16 protein-coding genes are annotated in these 20,739 nt (G+C 71.3%); 15 read left to right on the forward strand and 1 reads right to left on the reverse strand.

Annotated features, from left to right (window positions below):
• The first annotated feature begins 53 nt into the window (after positions 1 to 53).
• The 10 genes from A3Q37_RS13950 to A3Q37_RS13995 all read left to right on the forward strand — a co-directional run bounded on the left by A3Q37_RS13950 (position 54) and on the right by A3Q37_RS13995 (position 10,632).
• Positions 54 to 932 carry an amino acid ABC transporter permease gene (locus A3Q37_RS13950; RefSeq protein WP_065483493.1) on the forward strand — a complete coding sequence of 293 codons (879 nt, stop codon included), beginning with the start codon at positions 54 to 56 and terminating at the stop codon, positions 930 to 932.
• A complete protein-coding gene (locus A3Q37_RS13955) occupies positions 929 to 2,770 on the forward strand; it encodes an FAD/NAD(P)-binding domain-containing protein (protein ID WP_065483497.1) in 1,842 nt (613 codons plus the stop codon). Before A3Q37_RS13950 ends, A3Q37_RS13955 begins: the two co-directional genes overlap by 4 nt.
• A gap of 88 nt (positions 2,771 to 2,858) precedes the next feature.
• A complete protein-coding gene (locus A3Q37_RS13960) occupies positions 2,859 to 3,752 on the forward strand; it encodes an amino acid ABC transporter permease (RefSeq protein ID WP_065483501.1) in 894 nt (297 codons plus the stop codon).
• 17 nt (positions 3,753 to 3,769) lie between these two features.
• Entirely contained in the window at positions 3,770 to 4,522 is a 753-nt protein-coding gene (locus A3Q37_RS13965) for an amino acid ABC transporter ATP-binding protein (RefSeq protein ID WP_065483506.1), read from the forward strand.
• Positions 4,523 to 4,556: 34 nt separating this feature from the next.
• On the forward strand, positions 4,557 to 5,531 hold the full coding sequence (locus A3Q37_RS13970) for an ABC transporter substrate-binding protein (RefSeq protein WP_065483509.1): 975 nt from the start codon (positions 4,557 to 4,559) through the stop codon (positions 5,529 to 5,531).
• Between the two features lie 103 nt (positions 5,532 to 5,634).
• Entirely contained in the window at positions 5,635 to 6,711 is a 1,077-nt protein-coding gene (locus A3Q37_RS13975) for an LLM class flavin-dependent oxidoreductase (RefSeq protein WP_065483512.1), read from the forward strand.
• Positions 6,712 to 6,725: 14 nt separating this feature from the next.
• Entirely contained in the window at positions 6,726 to 8,006 is a 1,281-nt protein-coding gene (locus tag A3Q37_RS13980; RefSeq protein WP_065484097.1) for an NtaA/DmoA family FMN-dependent monooxygenase, read from the forward strand.
• Positions 8,007 to 8,010: 4 nt separating this feature from the next.
• Positions 8,011 to 8,832, forward strand: coding sequence for a DUF1684 domain-containing protein (locus A3Q37_RS13985; RefSeq protein WP_065483515.1), 822 nt, complete (start codon positions 8,011 to 8,013; stop codon positions 8,830 to 8,832).
• 232 nt (positions 8,833 to 9,064) lie between these two features.
• Positions 9,065 to 9,964 (forward strand): S1 family peptidase, encoded by a 900-nt coding sequence (locus A3Q37_RS13990; RefSeq protein WP_065483518.1) that lies wholly within the window; start codon positions 9,065 to 9,067, stop codon positions 9,962 to 9,964.
• 188 nt (positions 9,965 to 10,152) lie between these two features.
• Complete coding sequence (locus tag A3Q37_RS13995; RefSeq protein WP_065483521.1) at positions 10,153 to 10,632, forward strand: hypothetical protein; 480 nt, start codon at positions 10,153 to 10,155, stop codon at positions 10,630 to 10,632.
• Positions 10,633 to 10,665: 33 nt separating this feature from the next.
• Here the strand turns inward: A3Q37_RS13995 and A3Q37_RS14000 are convergent, their stop codons facing one another.
• Positions 10,666 to 11,562 (reverse strand): DUF4231 domain-containing protein, encoded by an 897-nt coding sequence (locus tag A3Q37_RS14000; RefSeq protein ID WP_065484100.1) that lies wholly within the window; start codon positions 11,560 to 11,562, stop codon positions 10,666 to 10,668.
• 355 nt (positions 11,563 to 11,917) lie between these two features.
• On the opposite strand from A3Q37_RS14000, the gene A3Q37_RS14005 reads away from it, so the two are divergent.
• From A3Q37_RS14005 to fxsT, 5 genes are all read left to right on the forward strand, one after another.
• Positions 11,918 to 12,478 (forward strand): hypothetical protein, encoded by a 561-nt coding sequence (locus A3Q37_RS14005; RefSeq protein ID WP_255311811.1) that lies wholly within the window; start codon positions 11,918 to 11,920, stop codon positions 12,476 to 12,478.
• A 367-nt stretch (positions 12,479 to 12,845) separates the two neighbouring features.
• Positions 12,846 to 13,010 (forward strand): FXSXX-COOH protein, encoded by a 165-nt coding sequence (locus tag A3Q37_RS37485; protein WP_107471537.1) that lies wholly within the window; start codon positions 12,846 to 12,848, stop codon positions 13,008 to 13,010.
• 30 nt (positions 13,011 to 13,040) lie between these two features.
• Positions 13,041 to 15,383 carry a radical SAM/SPASM protein FxsBH, inactivated beta-hydroxylase extension form gene (fxsB, locus tag A3Q37_RS14010; protein WP_079137790.1) on the forward strand — a complete coding sequence of 781 codons (2,343 nt, stop codon included), beginning with the start codon at positions 13,041 to 13,043 and terminating at the stop codon, positions 15,381 to 15,383.
• Between the two features lie 73 nt (positions 15,384 to 15,456).
• A complete protein-coding gene (gene fsxC / locus A3Q37_RS14015; protein ID WP_176711412.1) occupies positions 15,457 to 16,797 on the forward strand; it encodes an FxsC protein in 1,341 nt (446 codons plus the stop codon).
• A complete protein-coding gene (gene fxsT, locus A3Q37_RS14020; RefSeq protein ID WP_079137791.1) occupies positions 16,794 to 20,729 on the forward strand; it encodes an FxSxx-COOH system tetratricopeptide repeat protein in 3,936 nt (1,311 codons plus the stop codon). Before fsxC ends, fxsT begins: the two co-directional genes overlap by 4 nt.
• Positions 20,730 to 20,739 lie beyond the last annotated feature (10 nt).

Below are 20,739 nucleotides of genomic sequence, written 5' to 3' on the forward strand. Positions count from 1 at the left end.
TCCGGTGTGAAGGCACGCCCCGTGTTCGATCTGAGCATCCACGGAGCTCCCGCATGCCCCCGCAGACCGTCTCGCTGCCCTCCTCCTCGCCTTCCCCCGCCCCACCGTCGCTCGCCAAGGACGCCGCCGAGGCGGTGCCCCGCATCGTCCCCGTACGCCGAACAGGCCGCTGGGCAGCGGCCGTTGCCGTGCTTGTGCTGCTCGCGCTCGCGATGGACTCCGTGATCCGCAACGACGCCTTCCAGTGGGACGTCGTGCTCGCCTACTTCGCCACCGTGCCCGTCCTGCGTGGCCTCTGGCTCACCCTCTGGCTCACCGCGGTGGTCATGGTGCTCGGATTCGCGCTGGGCGCGCTGCTCGCCGTCCTTCGGCTCTCGGGCAATCCGGTTCTCCAGGCGGTCAGTTGGGGTTACGTCTGGCTCTTCCGGTCCACGCCGATCCTGGTCCAGCTGCTGTTCTGGTTCAACATCGGCGCCCTGTACCCGCAGATCCTCGGCGTCTCCACGACTCGCCTCCTCGGGCCGGTCACCATCGCCGTCATCGGGCTCACCCTGCACGAGGCCGCGTACGCCGCCGAGGTGGTGCGCGGCGGCATCCTCTCCGTCGAACGCGGACAGATCGAGGCCGCCCAGTCCCTCGGCCTCGGCCCCTGGCGGCGGTTCCGCCGGATCGTGCTCCCGCAGGCCATGCGCTCCATCGTGCCGCCCGCCGGGAACATGCTGATCGGCACGCTCAAGGGCACCTCCATCGTCAGCATCATCGCCGTGCAGGACCTGCTGTACTCCGTCCAGCTCGTCTACCACCGCACCTACCAGGTCATCCCGCTGCTCCTCGTCGCCACCATCTGGTACGCGGCCGTCACCACGCTGCTGAGCATCGGCCAGCGCTACGTCGAGCGGTACTACGCCCGTGGCACGGCGGGTGCGCGATGACCGCCGCACCCAGCATCGTGGTCATCGGCGGCGGCCCCCGCGGCACCGGCGTGATCGAGCGCATCGCCGCCAACGCCGGTGAGCTGTACGGGAATCAGCGCCTGGACCTCCATCTGGTCGACCCCCACCCGGCGGGCGGCGGCCGGATCTGGCGGCCCGACCAGTCGCCGCTGCTGTGGATGAACTCCATGGCCGAGGACGTCACCATGTTCACCGACGAGACGGTCGAGCTGGCCGGACCCGTCGTACCGGGACCGGCCCTGGACGCCTGGGCCGAGGACGTCCGCGCCGGGCGCATCACCCCGGACGCGGACCCCGCCGTGCTGGCCGAGATCCACGGCCTCGCCGGAGCGGACTTCCCCACCCGGCGCCTCCAGAGCGCCTATCTGCGCTGGACCTACGAGCGCGCCGTCGCCGCCCTGCCGCCCGGCATCACCGTGCACGAACACCGCACCACCGCCCTCGCCATCACCGGTCCGCGCGGCGGCCGCCAGCGCGTCCGGCTCCAGGACCGCCCCGAACCCCTGCTCGCCGACCTCGTCGTCCTCACCGTGGGCCACCTCGACGCCGAGCAGGACCCCGAGCAGAAGGAACTCGGCGACTTCGCCCGACGGCACGAACTGGTCCACCTGCCGCCCGACTTCACCGCCGACAGCGACCTCGCCGCCCTGCGCCCCGGGGAGCCGGTCATCGTCCGGGGCTTCGGGCTCGCCTTCGTCGACCTGATGGTCCTGCTCACCGAGGGGCGCGGGGGACGGTACGAGAACGGGGAGTACCTGCCGTCCGGCCGTGAACCCGTGCTGTACGTCGGATCGCGGCGCGGTGTCCCGTACCACGCGAAGATCGGTTACCCCTGGACCGGCGAACGCCCGCCGCTGCCGCAGCACTTGGGGCCCGAGTGGACCGAGGAGCTGCTGAGCGGGACCGGGCCGCTCGACTTCCGGCGCGACATCTGGCCGACGGTCGCGAAGGAGCTCGGCCACGCCCACTACCACCGGCTGTTCACCGCCCACCCCGAGCGCACCGCCCTGGCCCACGAGGTCTTCGCCGAGAAGTACGCCGCCGCCGACCCGGGCAGCCCCGAACTGGCCGGGCTGATCGCCGAGGCCGTGCCCGACCCCGCCGACCGGCTCGACCTCGACGCGCTGGACCGGCCCCTGGACGGCGTCCGCCACGACTCGCCCGAGGCTCTCCAGGAAGCCCTGCGCGCCCACATCACTGCCGACCTGACCCGCCGTCACGACCCGGACCACAGCGAGGACCTCGCGGTCTTCCTCGGGCTGCTCTCCGCCTACGCCCAGCTCGTCCGGCTCGGCGACATCGGCTCCTGGTGGCACGGCTTCTTCAGCTATCTGGCCTCCGGCCCGCCCGGCCCCCGCCTCCAGCAGCTCCTGGCCCTCTCCCGGGCCGGCGTGGTCCGCTTCCTCGGCGCCGACCTCACCGTGGAGACCGACGAGGAGCAGGGCCTCTTCCGGGCCCGCAGCGCCACCGTCCCCGGTGCGCACACCGAGGCCCGCGCGCTGGTCGAGGCCCGGCTCCCCGACCCCTCGCTCCGGCACACCGCGAGCCCCCTGCTGCGTGCCCTGCGCGACGGCGGGGCCGCCGTCACCGACGACGGGCTGCTCGCCGTGGACCCGGCCGACAGCCGGGTCCTGGACGGTGAGGGCCGCCCGCACCCGCGCCGCTTCGCGCTGGGCCCGTTCACCACCGCCCGCTCCAGTGGGGCCTTCACCCGGCCCCGTACCGGCGGACCCGCGTTCCGACAGAACGACGCCGCCGCCCGCGCCGCACTCACCTTCCTGCGTGACCTCTCCTGTCACGGCCGCCTCGCCTCCTGACCGGCCCGGCCCCTCTCCGTACCGCCGGGCCTCCGTCCCTCCGCACCCCTCTCCCGTACCACCGCTTCCGCGCCCAAGGACTCCTCTCATGTCACTGACCAGCGACCCACCCATCGATCCGCCCGCCGCGAAGGAGGCCGAGAGCGACGCGGGCCCCGACGAGCTGACCGTCGTACCCGTACGCCACCCCTGGCGGTGGGTCGCCATCGCCGTGACGGCCGTCCTGCTGGCGCAGTTCCTCAACGGGCTGATCACCAACCCCGGTTGGGAATGGGACGTCTTCGCACAGTTCTTCACCGCGCCGACCATCCTCAAGGCCGTCTGGATCACCCTCCAACTGACCTTCTACGGAACGGCGATCGGCTTCGCTCTCGGCATCGTCCTGGCCTTCATGCGGCTGTCCGCGAGCGGGTTCCTCAGGACCGTCGCGTACGGCTACATCTGGGCATTCCGCTCGATCCCGCTCATCGTGCAGCTGCTGTTCTGGTTCAACCTCGCCTATCTCTACAAGGAGGTGACCTTCGGCATCCCGTTCGGTCCCGGGTTCTTCGCCTTCGACACGATGAACCTGGTCGGGGCGATGAGCGCCGCCGTCCTCGGCCTCGCCCTGCACCAGGCGGCCTACGCGGCGGAGATCGTACGGGGCGGCGTACTGGCCGTCGGCAGCGGCCAGTTGGAGGCGGCGGCCGCGCTCGGCATCCCCAAGTTCCGGCAGCTGCGGCGGATCGTCCTCCCACAGGCGATGCGCTCGATCCTGCCCAACGCCGCCAACGAGATCATCTCGCTGTTCAAGGGCACCTCGATCGTCTCCGTCATGGCGATCGGCGAACTCTTCTACCAGGTGCAGGTGGTCTACGGCCGCAACGGCCGGGTGGTGCCCCTGCTGATGGTCGCCACCGTCTGGTACATCCTCCTCACCACCGTGCTCTCCGTCCTCCAGCACTACGTCGAACGTCACTACGCCAAGGGGGCCGTGCGATGAGCGCACCCAGCGATGCCATGGTCGAAATCAGCTCCGTGCACAAGAAGTTCGGCTCCCTGGAGGTGCTGCGCGGCATCGACCTGTCGGTCCGGCCCGGCGAAGTCACCGTCGTCCTCGGCCCCTCCGGCTCCGGCAAGTCCACCCTCCTGCGCACCATCAACCACCTGGAGAAGGTCGACCAGGGCTGGATCAGCGTGAACGGCACCCTGGTCGGCTACCGCAGGGACGGCAACAAGCTCTACGAGCTGCGCGAACGCGAGGTGCTGCGCCAGCGCACCAAGATCGGCTTCGTCTTCCAGAACTTCAACCTCTTCCCGCACCTCACCGTCCTGGAGAACATCATCGAGGCGCCCGTCTCGGCGCTGGGCCGCGCCCGCAAGGCGGCCGTGGCGGCGGCGGAGAAGCTGCTCGAACGGGTCGGCCTCTCCGACAAGGCGACGGCCTACCCCGCACAGCTCTCCGGCGGCCAGCAGCAGCGCGTCGCCATCGCCCGCGCCCTGGCCCTCGAACCCCGGCTGCTGCTCTTCGACGAGCCGACCTCCGCGCTCGACCCCGAACTCGTCGGCGAGGTCCTCGACGTCATCAAGGACCTGGCCCACGGCGGCACCACGATGATCGTCGTCACCCATGAGATCGGCTTCGCCCGCGAGGTCGCCGACACCGTCGTCTTCATGGACGAGGGCCGCATCGTCGAGCAGGGCCCGCCCGCCGACGTACTCGACCACCCCACCCAGGAGCGCACCCGCGCGTTCCTCTCCAAGGTCCTCTGAAACCCCGCCTTTCTTCTACGCAAGGAGCACGTACGTGTCCGTCCGCCGCAGCATCACCCTCGCCCTCGCCACCCTCACCGCCACCGGTCTGCTCACCGCCTGCGGCACCTCCGACCCCGCGGCCGACCTGGCGGCCCCTAAGGGCCACAAGGACGCCGGGGTCAACATCGGACCCGACCAGGACCGGATCAGAGGCAAGAAGGTGGCGGCCGCCGCCGATCTCGTCCCCGAGGCGATCCGCAAGCGCGGCACGCTGCGGATCGGGGCCAGCGCCGACGCCTCGCCGCCGCTCGGTTTCTACGCCACCGACGACAAGACCCGGATCGGCTCCGAGATCGACATCGCCACCCTCGTCGCCGACACCCTCGGTCTGAAGCCGCAGTTCGAGGAGGTCTCCTGGGAGAACCTCTTCGTCGGCCTGGACAGCTCCAAGTTCGACGCCGTCCTGTCCAACGTCACCGTGACCGAGGAGCGCAAGGAGAAGTACGACTTCGCCACCTACCGGCTCGACAACATCGCCTTCGAGGCCAAGAAGGGCTCCGGCTGGACGGTGAAGGAGCCCGCCGACGTCGCCGGGAAGACGATCTCGGTCTCCTCCGGCACCAACCAGGAGAAGATCCTCGTCGAGTGGAGCGAGGAGAACGTCAAGGCCGGGCGCAAGCCGGTGGACATCAAGTACTTCCAGAAGGACACCGACTACTACCTGGCGCTCCAGTCCGGCCGCATCGACGCCCACCTCGGCCCGAGCCCCACCGCCGCCTACCACGTCGCCACGGCCGGCCAGTCCGAGATCATCGGCCAGCTCTCCGGCGCCGGCGGCGACCTCCAGGGCAAGATCGCCGCCACCACCAAGAAGGACAGCGGCCTGGTGAAGGCGTACGCCGCCGCGATCGACCACATCGTGCAGGACGGCTCCTACGGCAAGGTGCTCAAGCGCTGGGGGCTCAGCGGCGAGGCCGTGGAGAAGTCGGAGATCAACCCGCCCGGCCTGCCCAAGACCAAGAGCTGACGCCGGGGTTGTGCGGGTGTCGCCGTGGCCGGGCTCCGTCCGGCCCGGCCACGGCGACCCCCGCGAGGCCCCCGACCGACCGCAGACCCGAGAGGTCCCCGATATGTCCGCCCGTACATCCCTCCATCTGGCCGCCGAGATCGGCGGCCCGCCGCACTACGACGCCGGGCACTACCTCCGGCTGGCGAAGCTCGCCGAGGACGGCGCGCTCGACTACGTCACCCTCGGCGACTCCTTCGCCCGCCCCGGGCTCGACGCGCTCGCCGTCCTCGCCCGCGTCGCGCCCGCCACCGACCGCATCGGCCTCGTCCCGACCGTCACCACCACCCACACCGAGCCCTTCCACGTCTCCTCGGCCGTCGCCACCCTGGACTGGGTGAGCCGGGGCCGCGCGGGCTGGCAGGCCGACGTCTCCACCACCGAGGCGGAGGCCCGGCTCTTCGGCAGACGTCCCGCCGCGCCGCCCACCGCGCTCTGGCAGGAGGCCGGGGAGGTCGCCGATGTCTCCGGCCGGCTCTGGGACAGTTGGGAGGACGACGCCGAGATCCGGGACGCCGCCACCGGCCGCTTCATCGACCGGGACAAGCTGCACTATGTCGACTTCGAGGGCTCCACCTTTACGGTGAAGGGCCCGGCGATCGTCCCGCGCCCGCCGCAGGGCCGCCCGGTCACCGTCATCGACGCCACCACCGCCCCGGCCCGCGAGGCGGCCGCCCGGCACGCCGACGTCGCCCATGTCCGGGCCACCACCCCCGAGCAGGCGGCCGCCGTCCGCGACGAGGTGCGCGCCAAGGCCGCCGCCCACGGGCGCGACCCCGGGGCGCTGCGGGTCCTCGTCGCGCTCACCGTCGACCTCGGGGACGTGGAGACCGCGCCGGAACCCGGTCTGGAGAGCGGACCGCAGCTCGCCGGGCGCGGCACCTACTTCCGGGGCGGCCCGGTCGACCTCGCCGACCTCATCGCCCAGTGGCACCGGGTGGGCGCGGCCGACGGCTTCCACCTCACGCCCATCACCCCCGAACGCGACCTGGAAAGGATCGTCAACGGCACCGTGGCCCTCCTCCAGCACCGCAGCCTGTTCCGTACCTTCCACCCCGGCGGCACCCTGCGCGAACACCTGGGGCTCGTGCGCCCCGCGAGCCGGTACGCCGCCGCCAGGACCGCCGCGAAGGAGGCCTGACCGTGCCCCGTCCGATGCATCTCGCCGCGCACTTCCCGGGCGTCAACAACACCACGGTGTGGGCCGATCCGCGCTCCCGCAGCCAGATCGACTTCTCCTCCTTCGAGCAGCTGGCCCGGACCGCGGAGCGCGGGAAGTTCGACTTCTTCTTCCTCGCCGAGGGGCTGCGGCTGCGCGAGCACAACGGCCGCATCCACGACCTCGACGTGGTCGGCCGGCCCGAATCGCTGACCGTGCTGAACGCGCTGGCCGCCGTCACCGAACGGCTCGGCCTCGCCGCCACCGTGAACGCCACCTTCAACGAGCCGTACGAGCTGGCCCGCCGCCTCGCCACCCTCGACCACCTCAGCGGGGGCCGCGCCGCTTGGAACGTGGTGACCTCGTCCGACGCCTTCACCGGGGAGAACTTCCGCCGGGGCGGCTATCTGGACCGGGCCGACCGGTACACGAGGGCCGCCGAGTTCGTCGCCACCGCCCGGGAACTGTGGGACTCCTGGACGCCCGACGGCGAATCGCGGCCGTTCGCCCACGAGGGGCCGCAGTTCACGATCTCCGGGGAATTCACGGTCCCGCGCTCGCCGCAGGGCCACCCGGTCGTCATCCAGGCCGGGGACTCCTCCGAGGGCCGGGAGTTCGCCGCGTCGGCCGCCGACATCATCTTCACCCGGCACGGCACCCTGGAGGCGGGCCGGGAGTTCTACGCCGACGTCAAGGGCCGGCTCGCGGCGTACGGCAGGGAGGCCGACAGCCTCAAGATCATGCCCGGGGTCACCGTGGTCGTCGGCGACAACGATGCCGAGGCGCAGGAGAAGGCCGCCGAGATCCGCCGGCAGCAGGTCTCCCCGCAGAACGCGATCCTCGCCGCCGAACAGATCTGGGGCACCGACCTCTCCGCGTACGACCCCGACGGGCCGCTCCCCGAGATCGACCCGGTCCCCGACTCGGAGATCACCCAGGGCCGGGTCCGGCACGGCGACCCCTTCGCGATCGTCGCCCGCTGGCGCGCGCTCGCCGAGGCCAAGGGGCTCTCCCTGCGGGGGACCGTCATCGAGACGACCACCCGCCAGTCGTTCATCGGCTCGCCCCGCACCGTCGCGGCCGAGCTGACCGCGTTCGTCGACCAACGGGCCGCCGACGGCTTCATCCTCGTCCCCCATCTCACCCCCGGCGGGCTGGACGACGTCGTCGACCGGGTCGTCCCGCTCCTCCAGGAGAGCGGCGCGTTCCGCTCCGAATACACGGGCTCCACGCTGCGGTCGCACCTCGGCCTCCCGGAGCCGGTATGGAAAGGTTGACCGCATGAGCACGGACGCACAGCAGCAGGAACAGGGCGGTAGCGGGCCGGACGCGGCGCGGGACTGGCAGCGGTGGCACGAGGGGCGCGTCGTCGCCGTCGCCGCCCCGTACGGCCCGCTCTCGCTGACCGGAACCCACTGGCTCTCGGACTACCCGGAAGGGCGAATTCCGGCCGTCCCGGGGCAGTGGCGCGAGGACGGCGACGAGGTGGTCCTCACGGCCGCCGCCGAGGACGGCATCGTCGTCGACGGCAAGCCCCTGACCGGCGAGGTCCGGCTCGGCGCGGACCGCGGACCCGTCGACGACTCCCGGGTCGCGCAGGGGGAGCGGCGTCTGGTGGTCCTCCGTCGCGAAGGGCTGTGGGCGGTACGGGACTTCGACCCGGGATCGCCGGCCCGGCACGCCTTCTCGACCATCGAGGCCACCCCGTACGACCCTCGCTGGACGCTGCCGGGGACCTTCCGCCCGTACGCCGACCGGACCGTACGGGTGGCCAACGCGGACGGGGTCGAGCGCGGTCTCGGGCTCGGCGGGGAGATCGCCTTCACGGTGGACGGACAGGAGCACACGCTCCAGGTCGCGGTCGAGCCCGACGGGTCGCTGTGGGCCGTCTTCGCCGACGCGACCAGCGGGAACAGTAGCTACCGCTTCCGTTTCCTGCGGCCCGGGGCGCCCGCCGCCGACGGCAGCGTGAGCGTCGACTTCAACCGCGCGCTGCTGCCGCCGTGCGCCTTCGCCGACCACTTCATCTGCCCCTTCCCGCCCCCGGGCAACACGCTCACCGTGGCCGTCCCGGCGGGGGAGCGGAACCGGATCGACGCCTGAGCCGCGGAAGCGGTCCCTCCGGCCCCGGCGGCCCCACGGCTCCCGGGGCCGGAGACGTATGGGGTCCGCGTGGCCGAAAGGCATTCTTGCGCCTCCCGTCCGGGCCCCTCGATACTCCGGTCAGCGATTGTCAGGGGCACGGCAACTCCGGAATCCGGACAGGCCCCCGACTGCGCCTCACGGGCCCGCCACCCCACAGGAGGGCCCCCGATTCCCCTCGGAGGAACCCGACGTGAGGATCAAGCGCACCAACAACCGCTCCAACGCGGCGAGACGCGTCCGTACCACGGCCGTCCTCGCGGGGCTCGCCGCCGTCGCGGCACTGGCCATCCCCACCGCGAACGCCGAAACCCCCCGAACGTTCAGCGCCAACCAGCTGACCGCGGCGAGCGACGCCGTGCTCGGCGCCGACATCGCGGGCACCGCCTGGAACATCGACCCGCAGACCAAACGCCTCGTCGTCACCGTCGACAGCACGGTCACCCAGGCCGAGATCAACCAGATCAAGAAGTCGGCGGGCGCCAACGCCGACGCGCTGCGCATCGAACGCACCCCCGGCAAGTTCAGCAAGCTGATCTCCGGCGGCGACGCGATCTACTCGGGCAGCGGCCGCTGCTCGCTGGGCTTCAACGTCCGCAGCGGCAGCACCTATTACTTCCTGACCGCCGGTCACTGCACCAACGGCACGGGCACCTGGTACGCCAACTCCGCCCGCACCACCGTGCTCGGGACGACCGCCGGGTCCAGCTTCCCCAACAACGACTACGGCATCGTGCGCTACACCAACACCACGATCCCCAAGGACGGCACGGTCGGCGGCCAGGACATCACCAGCGCCGCCAACGCCACCGTCGGCATGGCCGTCACCCGCCGCGGCTCCACCACCGGCACCCGCAGCGGCTCGGTCACCGGACTCAACGCCACCGTCAACTACGGGGGCGGCGACGTCGTCTACGGCATGATCCGCACCAACGTGTGCGCCGAGCCCGGCGACTCCGGCGGCCCGCTCTACTCCGGCACCCGGGCGATCGGTCTCACCTCCGGAGGCAGCGGCAACTGCTCATCCGGCGGCACGACCTTCTTCCAGCCGGTCGTGGAAGCCCTGAACGCGTACGGCGTCAGCGTGTACTGACCGGCCCCGCCGGATCACGTACGGAGCTGTCCGTACATACGTGCCCCCGTCCGGGATTCCGGACGGGGGCTCCCGCTCGCCGGGGGGCTCTTGAGAGGATGTCGGCCACGACGGATCGTCGTGACGGGGCGGCGGGGGCGGGGGCGCTCCCGGGGTGCGCCCCGCTGGCATCAGGGGGTAGCAGGTCCGTGTATCGCATCGGAGTGACCGGTCACCGCTCCATCCCCGCCGAGGCGGAGGCCCATGTGCTCGCCGGAATGCGGGCCGCTCTCTGCGGCCCCGACCGCGCCACCCAGGCCCTCTCCAGCCTGGCGGTCGGCGCCGACCAGCTCTTCGCCGACCTCGCCCTCACCTGCGGCGCCGAACTGACCGCCGTGATCCCCAGCGGCGACTACGAGGCCTGCTTCGACAACGCCGCCGACCTCGCCCGCTACCGGACGCTCAAGGCGCGCGCGGCACGGGAGGTCCGGCTCGACTTCCCGCACTCCACCGACGAGGCGTACTACGCGGCGGGCGCCTACATCGCCGACCACTGCGACCGGCTGCTCGCGGTCTGGGACGGCCTCCCCGCCCGGGGCCTCGGCGGCACGGGCGACATCGTGACGTACGCGCGCACGCTCGGCCGCCCGGTCACCGTGATCTGGCGCGACGGGGTGCTGCGCGGCTGACCGGAGCCGGAGCCGGGGCCGTACCGAAGGGGCTCACACGCGGTGTCTGACCAGCCAGTCGGTGTGCTCGGGCGACACGATCCGCTCGGTCTCGAACACCGCCGCCGGCCAGTGCCGTTCGGTGAGGGTGGTCTCCATGGCGGCCTGCATCGACTCCAGGTCCTGCTCCACCAGCGAGTGTGCCGAGATCAGCGGATGGTGCCGGCGCATCTCGTTCCAGGCGAGACAGGCCGCCGCCGCCGCGGACAGCACCCCCGTCAGACCGAACGACCGGCCCACCCCGAAGGTCTGGAGCACGCTCAGCGCCAGCGCCGGGAGCGTCAGCGCGACGATCGCGCCCGACCACATCAGCGCCCCGCGCCGGGAAGCCTGCTGGCGGCGGCGGTACCAACGGCGCTGTTCGATGAGCCGGTCCCGTACATACGTCTCCTTGCGGACCGTGTAGGCCTTGTTCCGCAACGCGCGCATCGACTCCGTGATGAGGCCGCCGGAATCCGGCAGTTCCTCACGCGGATCGGCCCAGCCCACCTTCCGCAGCTCCTGGAGACCGTCCTCCAGACGATTGGCGAACAGCGCCTCCGGATGCTCGGACGCGCTGTCGAAGGGGGCGCCGTGCACCGCGTAGCGCCAGCAGTTCGATTTGATGAACTCCGCTGCGGAGCGGTTGAGTTGCCAATGCGACTTTGCTTTGCGCTGGGAGGCGAGGAACGTCGTGAAGAGCACGCCCAGATAGGCCAGCACCGCCGCGCCGTACAGCGCCCGGGCCGCGGGCCCGTCCTCGGCGTGCCAGGGCAGCGCCGCGGGCACCGTGCCGGCCACGAGCAGCGCCAGCTGCACCCGGGTGGTGTTCACGGCCTCGCGCTGGCGGGCCACGGCGACCGCGTCCGTGTGATGGAACAGCTCGGGCAGGTCGTCGTTCCTGAAGACCATGGATCTCAGCGGCTCGGGCAACGCCGTCACGGTCGCCTCCGTCTGCAATTGTCGTGTGACCCCGGTGGCAGGCGCGCCCGACCCGCCCGGGCCCACGAGAGTAGGGGCGGGGGCGGGACCGGGCAAGACCGTCCTGGCCCCTCGGACGGCCGGTGCGGCAAGGTTCGGCCACTTCCCCGGGTGTTCTTCCGCGCACGGCGGCACTGTGACAGGGTTGCCCAACTGGACTGAATATAAGGTGAGTTGCCGCTTTCTTCGGCAGGCATGCTCATCGCTGAGCGGGGGAGGGGCCATCGAGGGGGACAGAGACGGAGGGGCGGATGGCGACAGGCCGCTTCGGGACAGCCAGCGCAGGGTGCGCCGCAGCCCGCTGCTCTTCACCGCTCCACTGGTGCTGCTCGCGGTCCTTGTTCTGATCCTGCTGTGGGAGGCCGTCCGGGCCAATGTCTCGCCCGGTGTCCGGGACGGCTGGCCCTGGCGCGGCTCCTGGCGCAAGGGACTGCTCGCCGAGGGGAAACCCGCGTGGCGGGTGGGGATACTGAACGGCGGTCAGCACATCGCCGTGATCGAGAGCTGGGAGTGCCGTGCGGTGCTGCGCGGCGGGTCCGATGTGTCGACGGCGCCCTGGGTCGCCGTCCCGGAGGTCGTGGCCACACTGACGGCGGACGGTCTCTCGGTGGGGCGGGATTACCAGCTCATCGCCTTCGGGAAGGGCTTTCCGCTGGTCGGCACCGGGAACTACGAGACGGTGCCGGTCGGGGTGTTCTCGCAGCGGTTCGTCGAGCGGGTCGACGCGCTCCAGGTCCGTGTGCGGGTCACGGACGTCGTGGGCGACAGCCACGAACGCGTCCTGGACTGCATGCGCGGCTCCCGGGCGGAGCACAACGTGCCCGGTGCGGAACCGGTGAACGAGTGAACTGCTGTCCTCGTCGAGACGTTCCGGCGCGTACGGGCCCGGCCCGGCCGGGCCCGTCGGGATGCGCCTGCCCGACAGCTGTGCAGGCCGCTTCGGGGGTCGCGAGAAGCCCCTCACCTGCGAAGGCCGGCAAAGGAGCGGCAGACTCCGCGGGCCGGCGCATCCGCCGCTCGTCCTCCGTTCATCCGGGCGGTCGTGCGGAAGACGTGTTTCGACGGGAAAAACCCGCTGTGAAGGCTGGTCCGCCGGCATGTGCGGGGGCCTCAGCGGTAGTAAAGTGCGCGTGCCGGGCCGTGTCATGACACGGAATCCGTGCAGCGTTTCAATGTCCGGAAACAGACCCCTTCAGGATCCCCCTAGGACGGCCGTGAAGACCTACGGAACCACCCCAGCCTTCGCCTTCGCGAAGACCCGCGCGACCCTCGCGGCGACCGATGTCCGCAGTGCCGAGGCAGCCAGGAAGCTCGACCGTGCAATCGGCGCGACAACGGCCCGGTCCACCCGGATTTCCACTTTCAGTTCGGCTCTCTGAGCCGGCGTCAGAAGCGGATAGAATGGCGGAATGACAGGACCCCTGGTCCCCTTCCGTGAATTCGTGCTCAAAGTGCACAGCAGGTGTGATCTTGCCTGCGACCATTGTTATGTCTACGAACACGCAGATCAGAGCTGGCAGACCCGCCCCAAGACCATCTCCGACGAGGCGATTTCGTGGACCGCCCGGCGTCTGGCCGAGCATGCGACGACTCATGCGCTTCCCTCCGTCACAGTGATCCTGCACGGTGGGGAACCGCTCCTGGCGGGGCCCGCGCGATTGCGACGGGTCTGCGAGGAGCTCGGCTCGGCCCTGAACGGCATCGCTGAGCTGGACCTCAGGATCCACACCAACGGCGTCCAGCTCAGCCCCCGTTATCTCGACCTCTTCGACGAGTTCCACGTCCGGGTCGGGATCTCGCTCGACGGCGACCGCGCGGCCAACGACCGCCACCGCCGATTCGCCAACGGACGCAGCAGCCACCCGATGGTGCTGCGGGCGGTCGAACTGCTCCGCGAGGAGCGCTACCGCCATCTGGACCTCGGCCTGCTCTGCACGGTCGACATCCACAACGACCCCGTGGCCGTGCACGACGCCCTCGCCGAGCTCGAACCCCCGCTCGTCGACTTCCTGCTGCCGCACGCCACCTGGGACGACCCGCCGCCGCGCCCGGACGGCTCGCCCACCGCGTACGCCGCCTGGCTCCTGACCGTCTTCGACCGCTGGACGGAACAGGGCCGCCCCATGCCCGTCCGGATGTTCGCCTCGGTGCTCTCCAGCCTGAGCGGCGGCCCCAGCCTCACCGAGTCCCTGGGCCTCGCCCCCACCGACCTCGTCGTCATCGAGACCGACGGAAAGCTGGAACAGGTCGACTCGCTCAAGAGCGCCTACGAGGGCGCCGCCGCCACCGGGTTCGACGTCTTCCGCAACACCTTCGACGAGGTCGCCGCCCACCCCGGCGTCCGGGCCCGCCAGCTCGGCCTGGCCGGGGTCAGCGAGACCTGCCGCCGCTGCCCGGTCGTCCGCTCGTGCGGCGGCGGGCTCTACACCCACCGGTACCGCTCCGACGACGCCACCGGCGGCGGCTTCGACAACCCCTCCGTGTACTGCGCCGACCTGGCCGCCCTGATCCGGGGCATCGAGGAACGTACGGCCGCCGCCACCGAGTCACCCGCCGTCCGGTCGCCGGACGCGCTGCTCGCCGCACACGTGGATCTGACCCGCACCCTGCTCGCGGCGCTCCACGACACCCTCGACGGACGGGGCGGAGAGCTCTGGGACGAGGCCTGGCGGCTCGCGGCGAGCGTGGAGGCGGACGCCTCGGGCGCCGACGCGCTCGACACCGTGCTCGCACACCCCCACACCCGCACCTGGCTGGTCGGCGCCCTGGAGGACGTCCGCGTCGGCCGCGGCCTGACCGAGCCCGCCGCCGAACGGCTCGGCGCCTGTGTGGCCGCCGCCGCGGTCCGGGCCGGGCTCGACCTGCCGGTGCCGGTGGCGTACCGCGACGGAAGCCTGCATCTGCCCACCCTCGGCACCGCGGTCGTCGGCGAGCCGGGGGAGCGGGGCATGGCCGTGGTACGCGCCACGGGCGACGGATTCCTCGTCCGCCGACCGGACACCGCGCCCGCCGCTCCCGGCCCGGAGCTGCGCATCGCGCCCGAGGAGCTGGAGGGTTCGCACTGGCGGCCCCTCCGCGTTCTGCGCCAGGTTCCGGCTCCTGCCCTCCTGCTGGACGACCTCGACCCCTTCCGTGACGCTTTCGGTATCGCCCCGGCCGAGCGGCTCACCGCGGAGCGGGCCGAGGCCTGGTCGCACCGGATCGCCGAGGCCTGGTCGCTGCTGGCCGACGCCGTACCGGACCAGGCCGCCGAGGCCGCCCGTACGCTGACCACGCTGACCCCGCTGGTCGACGGCACGGCCGAGCCGGGGCGGCACGGCCACGGCGCGCTCGGTGTCGGGCCGACGGCCGATGGCAGGGAGCTGGCACTCGGCCTGCTCAGCGCGTTCCGCCGGGCGAAATTGCGGGCGCTCGGTGAAGTGACGGATCTTTACGCCCTGGACGGTACCTGGGACCATCGAACGCCTTGGGGGAGCGAACACGTGCCGTTCTCCCGACTGCTGGCGGAGACATTCGAACGGGCGGGGCTCGGGCTTTACGATCCGCGCTTCCTCACGGGTGTCCCGGAAGCGCTCGACATGATCGAAAACGCGGCGGAGGTGACGGTCGACGGAAAACAGCTGATCGCCGCTGTCCGCAAGGAGATCAGCGGAACGCGGAGTGCGGCCGGGAGGAATCACGGCAGAAGCCTCTCGCTGTCCGGTCCCGCATCGAACGTCCTGGCGTCTGACCGGAAAGTGACGTTCGAATGACCGAACGGCAGGGGCTGGAATGCGGCCCGCTCCGGAATGATGAGTTCGCTTGCACTCCCTTCCTCCTTCCGGGATGCGAGTGCTCATACAGGACGGGGGTCGTGTGCACGCATCGACGCAACAGCGAGCGGTGGGCCATCGGCCGTATTTCTTTCTGAGTTACGCCCATACACCCGGGTACGGCACCGGGACGGACCCCGATATGTGGGTCGAACGGCTTTTCCAGGATCTCTGCGGCCATGTGATGGCCATGACCGACTTACCGGCCGGAGCGCCCGCGGGATTCATGGACCGGGAGATACGCTCCGGCGAGGGCTGGTCGGAACGGCTCGGCGATGTCCTCGCCACCTGCCGGGTCTTCGTTCCGCTGTTCTCGCCGCGCTACTTCGCCAGCGAGATGTGCGGCAAGGAGTGGTACGCCTTCGAGCAGCGGGCCATCCACCACCGGGCCCGCTCCAACCAGCCGGCCGAGGCCATCGTCCCCGCGCTCTGGGTGCCGGTGCCGCCGAGCCAACTGCCCGGCTCCGCCGAGCGGTTGCAGTTCAACCACCGCGACTTCGGCGAACGGTACGTCAGCGACGGACTCTACGGGCTGATCAAGCTCAGACTCTTCGCCGAGGAATACGAACGGGCCGTCTACGAACTGGCCAAACGCATCGTCAGCGTCGCCGACTCGGTCCGTATCGACACCGGCCGGCCCGTCGACTACCGCCTGGCCCCCAGCGCCTTCGGCTCCCCCAGCAGCGGAGTCGGCGCACCCCGGCCGATGCAGATCACCATCGCGGCGCCCACCCGCCATGATCTGCCCGAAGGCCGCAACAGCGACCACTACGGCGACCATCCCCAGGACTGGAACCCGTACTTTCCCGCCTCCGCCCGGCCGCTGGCCTATGTGGCCGAGGAGCTGGTCCGCTCGCTCAACTACCAGGCCGTCATCACCTCGTTCGACGAGGACCGGCACGACGGCAAGGCCCCGCCCAGCACCCCCGAGATCCTGCTCGTCGACCGCTGGGCCCTGCGGGACGAGGACCACTGCCGCAGGCTCGCCGCCTTCGACGCGGAGAACCGGCCCTGGGTGACCATGGTCGTCCCGTGGAGCCGCGACGACCACCAGAGCCGGGCGGCGGAGACGGAGCTCACCGAGAAGCTCGAAGCGGTCATGCCCGTCAAGATGGGCCAGGGCCGGGCCCTCTGCCGCGCCGCCGCCAAAGGAGTCCCCACCATGGAGGCGTTCGGCCAGCTCCTGCCCCAGGTGGTCGAGGTGGCCGCCCAGCAGTATCTGAAGCACGCGAAGGCCTACCCGCCCGGATCCGGCGGCGGATCCGGCGAGCGGACCCGGCTCACCGGCCCCATGGGCAACACGAGCTACATACCCGACCCGCACGACCCTGCGACGGAAGCGGAGGACCTATGAGTGCCGGTCGTGACGGGCGCATCGTCACCTTCTACTCGTACAAGGGCGGTACCGGGCGCACCATGGCGCTCGCCAACGTCGCCTGGATCCTCGCGGCCAACGGCAAGCGGGTCCTGGCCGTCGACTGGGACCTGGAGGCCCCCGGACTCCACCGGTTCTTCCACCCCTTCCTCGATCCGGCCACCCTCGGCGCCACCACCGGTGTGATCGACCTGATCACCGAGTACGCCTGGGCCGCGACCAGCCCCGCCCAGCGCGCCGAGGACTGGCACCGCGACTACGCCCGCATCCAGCCGCACGCCGTGTCGCTCACCCCGGAATCGCTCGGCTGGGAGTTCCCGCAGGGCGGCACGCTCGACTTCGTCTCCGCCGGACGGCAGAACCGCGAGTACAGCGCCACCGTCTCCACCTTCGACTGGGACAACTTCTACGACCGGTTCGGCGGCGGCCACTTCTTCGACGCCCTGCGCGACGACATGAAGGCCCACTACGACTACGTCCTCATCGACAGCCGGACCGGCCTCAGCGACATCGCCGACATCTGCACCGTCCACCTCCCGGACGTCCTCGTCGACTGCTTCACCCTCAGCGACCAGTCCATCGACGGCGCGGCCTCCGTCGCCCGCCAGATCGCCGAGCGCAACACCGGCCGCCCCATCGCCCTCTACCCCGTACCGATGCGCATCGACGAGGGCGAGAAGGAGAAGGCGGACGCCGGACGGGCACTGGCCCGGCTCAAGTTCGACCGGCTGCCCCGCGATCTGTCCGGCGACGAACTCACCGCCTACTGGGGGGCGGTGGAGATCCCCTACCGGCCCTACTACGCCTACGAGGAGACGCTGGCCACCTTCGGCGACGAGGCCGGGCTCACCAACTCGCTGCTCTCCGCCTTCGAACGGCTCACCGCGGTCATCACCGACCGGGAGATCACCTCGATGCCCCCGGTCGGCGAAGAGGTCCGGCTGCGGATCCGCGACGCCTTCACCCGGCGCAGGCCCGCCCTGCCCGCCGATCTCCACCTCAGCTATGTGGCGGAGAACCGGATGTGGGCCGACTGGCTCGAATCCATCCTCACCCGGGCCGGTTTCCGGGTCGTGCCGCGCGACGTCTCCGCCGAACGCCCGCCCGAGGAGCAGGCCGACACCACCGCCGAGAACGCCGCCCGCACCGTCGTCCTGCTCTCCAGCGCGTATCTGAAGTCCCAGCGCGCGGTCGAGCTGTGGGAGCGGACCGCCGCCGAGGCCGTCGGCAGCGGCCGCCGCCGGCTGGTCCCGCTGCGGGTCGGGGACGTACGCCTGACCTCCCCGTACATCGACCGCAACCCGGTCGACCTCTTCCGGCTGGACGAGGTGCACGCCACCACCGCCGTGATGCGGGCCCTGGACCGTCCGGTGCAGGTCGCCGACGGGGTCTCGCCCGGGCCCCGCTTCCCCGGCACCGTGCCGAGGATCTGGAACGCGCCGCCCCGCAACCCCGGCTTCACCGGCCGCTCGCTCGTCCTGGAGCGGATGCGCGACCAGCTCGGCGGCGGCCTGGCCGTCGTCCTGCCGCAGCCGCAGACCCTGTACGGACTCGGTGGCGTCGGCAAGACCCAGGTGGCCCTGGAGTACGTGCACCGCTTCATGGCCGACTACGACCTGGTGTGGTGGATATCGTCCGAGCAGCCCGACGACGTCGTCGCCTCGCTCGCCGAACTCGCTGGCCGGCTCGGCGCCCAGGGCGGCGACGACATGGCGGCCGCCTCCCAGGAGGCCGTCGACCTGCTGCGGCGCGGGGTGCCATCCGACCGCTGGCTGCTCGTCTTCGACAACGCGGACGACCCCGAGCAGCTGCGCCGCTACTTCCCGCAGGGCGGCTCCGGCCACATCCTGGTGACCTCCCGCAACCAGAGCTGGTCCCAGCACGGGGACGCGCTGCCCGTGGACGTCTTCCTGCGCGAGGAGTCGATCGAGCATCTCCAGCGCCGGGCCCCGGGGCTCAGCGACGAGGACGCCGCCCAGGTGGCGACCGCGGTGGGCGACCTGCCGCTCGCCGTGGAGCAGGCGGCCGCCTGGATCGCGGAGACCGCGACGCCCATCGACGCCTATCTCGAACAGCTCGCCCAGCAGGCGCCCCAGGTCCTCGCGCTCAACCAGCCGGCCGGCTACCCGGAACCGGTCGCCGCGACCTGGAACATCTCCATCGCCCGGCTCAAGGAGCGCTCGCCCGCCGCCGTGCGGCTGCTCCAGCTCTGCGCCTTCTTCGCCCCCGAGCCGATCTCCGCGAACCTCCTCTACAGCAAGGAGATGATCGACGCGCTGAAGCCGTACGACTCCTCGCTCCAGGAGAAGCTGGTGCTGGGCCGGGTCATCCGGGAGATCGGCCGCTTCGCCCTGGCCAAGGTCGACCAGGTCTCCAACTCCATCCAGGTGCACCGCCTCGTCCAGGCCGTGATCAAGGCGCAGCTCAGCGAGGAGGAGCAGCGCGAGGCCCGGCACGTCGTCCACCGCATCCTCGCCGGGGCCCGGCCCGACGACGACGAGCCGATAGACAACCCGGAGACCTGGCCGCGCTTCGCCACGATCTGGCCGCACCTCGGCCCCTCCGACGCCCGCAACTGCAAGGAGCCGGAGACCCGCAGGCTCCTGATCGACCGGGTCCGCTACCTCTGGAAGCGCGGTGACATCAGGACCGCGTGGGCGCTGGGCGAGGACCTGCGCGAGATCTGGCGCGAGAACCTGGGCGAACGCGACCTCCAGTACCTCTACCTCCGCTTCCACCTCTCCAACATCCTGCGCACCCGGGGGCGTTATGTGGAGGCGAGGGAGCTGGACGAGGTCACCCTGGAGCGGCAGCGGGAGGTGCTGGGACCCGAGCACCCGCACACGTACATGACCACCAGCAGCCTGGCCATCGACCTCGGGCTGCTCGGGGACTACGCGCGGGCGATCGAGATGGCGACCGAGGCCCACGAGGGGTTCGGGCAGATCTTCCACGACTCCCACCCCCGGACCCTGGCCGCCGCCAACAACCTGGCCCTGAACCTGCGCAGCGTCGGCCAGTACGCCCGGGCCCGGGAGATCGACCAGGACGTCTACGACCTGCGCACCCAGGTGCTCGGACCGGACCATCCCTACAGCCTGTCCTCCGCCATGAACCTGGCGCGCGACCTGCGGGAGGTCGGCCGGTACGAGGACTCGGTGGGGCTGCTCAGCACCACGTACAACAGCTTCAAGGAGACGATGGGCCGCACCTTCCCCGCCACGCTGAGCGCCGCGAAGAGCCTCGCGGTGTCGCTGCGCAGGGCGGGCCGGCTGGAGGACGCGCGTCGGCTCACGGTGGCGACCCGCGGCCGCTACCGGGCGAAGTACACCATCGCCAACCCCGATTCGCTGGCCTGCGATCTCAACCTGGCGGCGGACCTGTTCGCGGCGGGGGAGAACGCCGAGGCGCTGGAGACCGCACAGGAGGTCGTCGACCAGTACATGAAGGTGCCGGGGGAGAAGCACCCGTACACCCTGGCGGCACAGAACAACCTCGGCGTCTATCTGACCGGGGCCGGGGAGCCGGAGGCGGCGGAACGGGTGCTGAAGCAGGTCGTCGCCGGTATGCGGGAGACGTTCGGCCGGGAGCACCCCAACACCCTGTTCTGTGTGATGAACCTGGCCAGTGCGACGGCCGACCGGGGCGAGCTGGACATCGTGCTGGAGACGGAGCAGCGGCTGTCCGGGCAGTTGCGCGCGGCGCTCGGTGCGCACCATCCGGAGACCCTGGCCATGACCTCGAACATGGCGGTCACGCTCGACGCGATGGGCCGGGAGGACGAGGCGGAGCAGTTGCGGTCGGAGATCGTCGTCGAGCTGTCGCGGCAGCTCGGCGACGACCATCCGCTGGCCCGGATCGCCCGCACCGAGGAGCGGTTCCGACGGGAGCTGGAGCCGATGTCGGTGTGACCGGACGTGG

Origin of the sequence: Streptomyces sp. PTY087I2 (genome assembly GCF_001687325.1) — a bacterium.
GTDB lineage: Bacteria > Actinomycetota > Actinomycetes > Streptomycetales > Streptomycetaceae > Streptomyces.

Bases quoted from the DNA above. Each gene is read 5' to 3' on its own strand.
- A3Q37_RS13950 (WP_065483493.1), top strand. From the start codon at position 54: ATGCCCCCGCAGACCGTCTCGCTGCCCTCCTCCTCGCCTTCCCCCGCC.
- A3Q37_RS13955 (WP_065483497.1), top strand. From the start codon at position 929: ATGACCGCCGCACCCAGCATCGTGGTCATCGGCGGCGGCCCCCGCGGC.
- A3Q37_RS13960 (WP_065483501.1), top strand. From the start codon at position 2,859: ATGTCACTGACCAGCGACCCACCCATCGATCCGCCCGCCGCGAAGGAG.
- A3Q37_RS13965 (WP_065483506.1), top strand. From the start codon at position 3,770: ATGGTCGAAATCAGCTCCGTGCACAAGAAGTTCGGCTCCCTGGAGGTG.
- A3Q37_RS13975 (WP_065483512.1), top strand. From the start codon at position 5,635: ATGTCCGCCCGTACATCCCTCCATCTGGCCGCCGAGATCGGCGGCCCG.
- A3Q37_RS13980 (WP_065484097.1), top strand. From the start codon at position 6,726: ATGCATCTCGCCGCGCACTTCCCGGGCGTCAACAACACCACGGTGTGG.
- A3Q37_RS13985 (WP_065483515.1), top strand. From the start codon at position 8,011: ATGAGCACGGACGCACAGCAGCAGGAACAGGGCGGTAGCGGGCCGGAC.
- A3Q37_RS14000 (WP_065484100.1), bottom strand. From the start codon at position 11,562: ATGGTCTTCAGGAACGACGACCTGCCCGAGCTGTTCCATCACACGGAC.
- fxsB (WP_079137790.1), top strand. From the start codon at position 13,041: ATGACAGGACCCCTGGTCCCCTTCCGTGAATTCGTGCTCAAAGTGCAC.
- fsxC (WP_176711412.1), top strand. From the start codon at position 15,457: ATGCGAGTGCTCATACAGGACGGGGGTCGTGTGCACGCATCGACGCAA.
- fxsT (WP_079137791.1), top strand. From the start codon at position 16,794: ATGAGTGCCGGTCGTGACGGGCGCATCGTCACCTTCTACTCGTACAAG.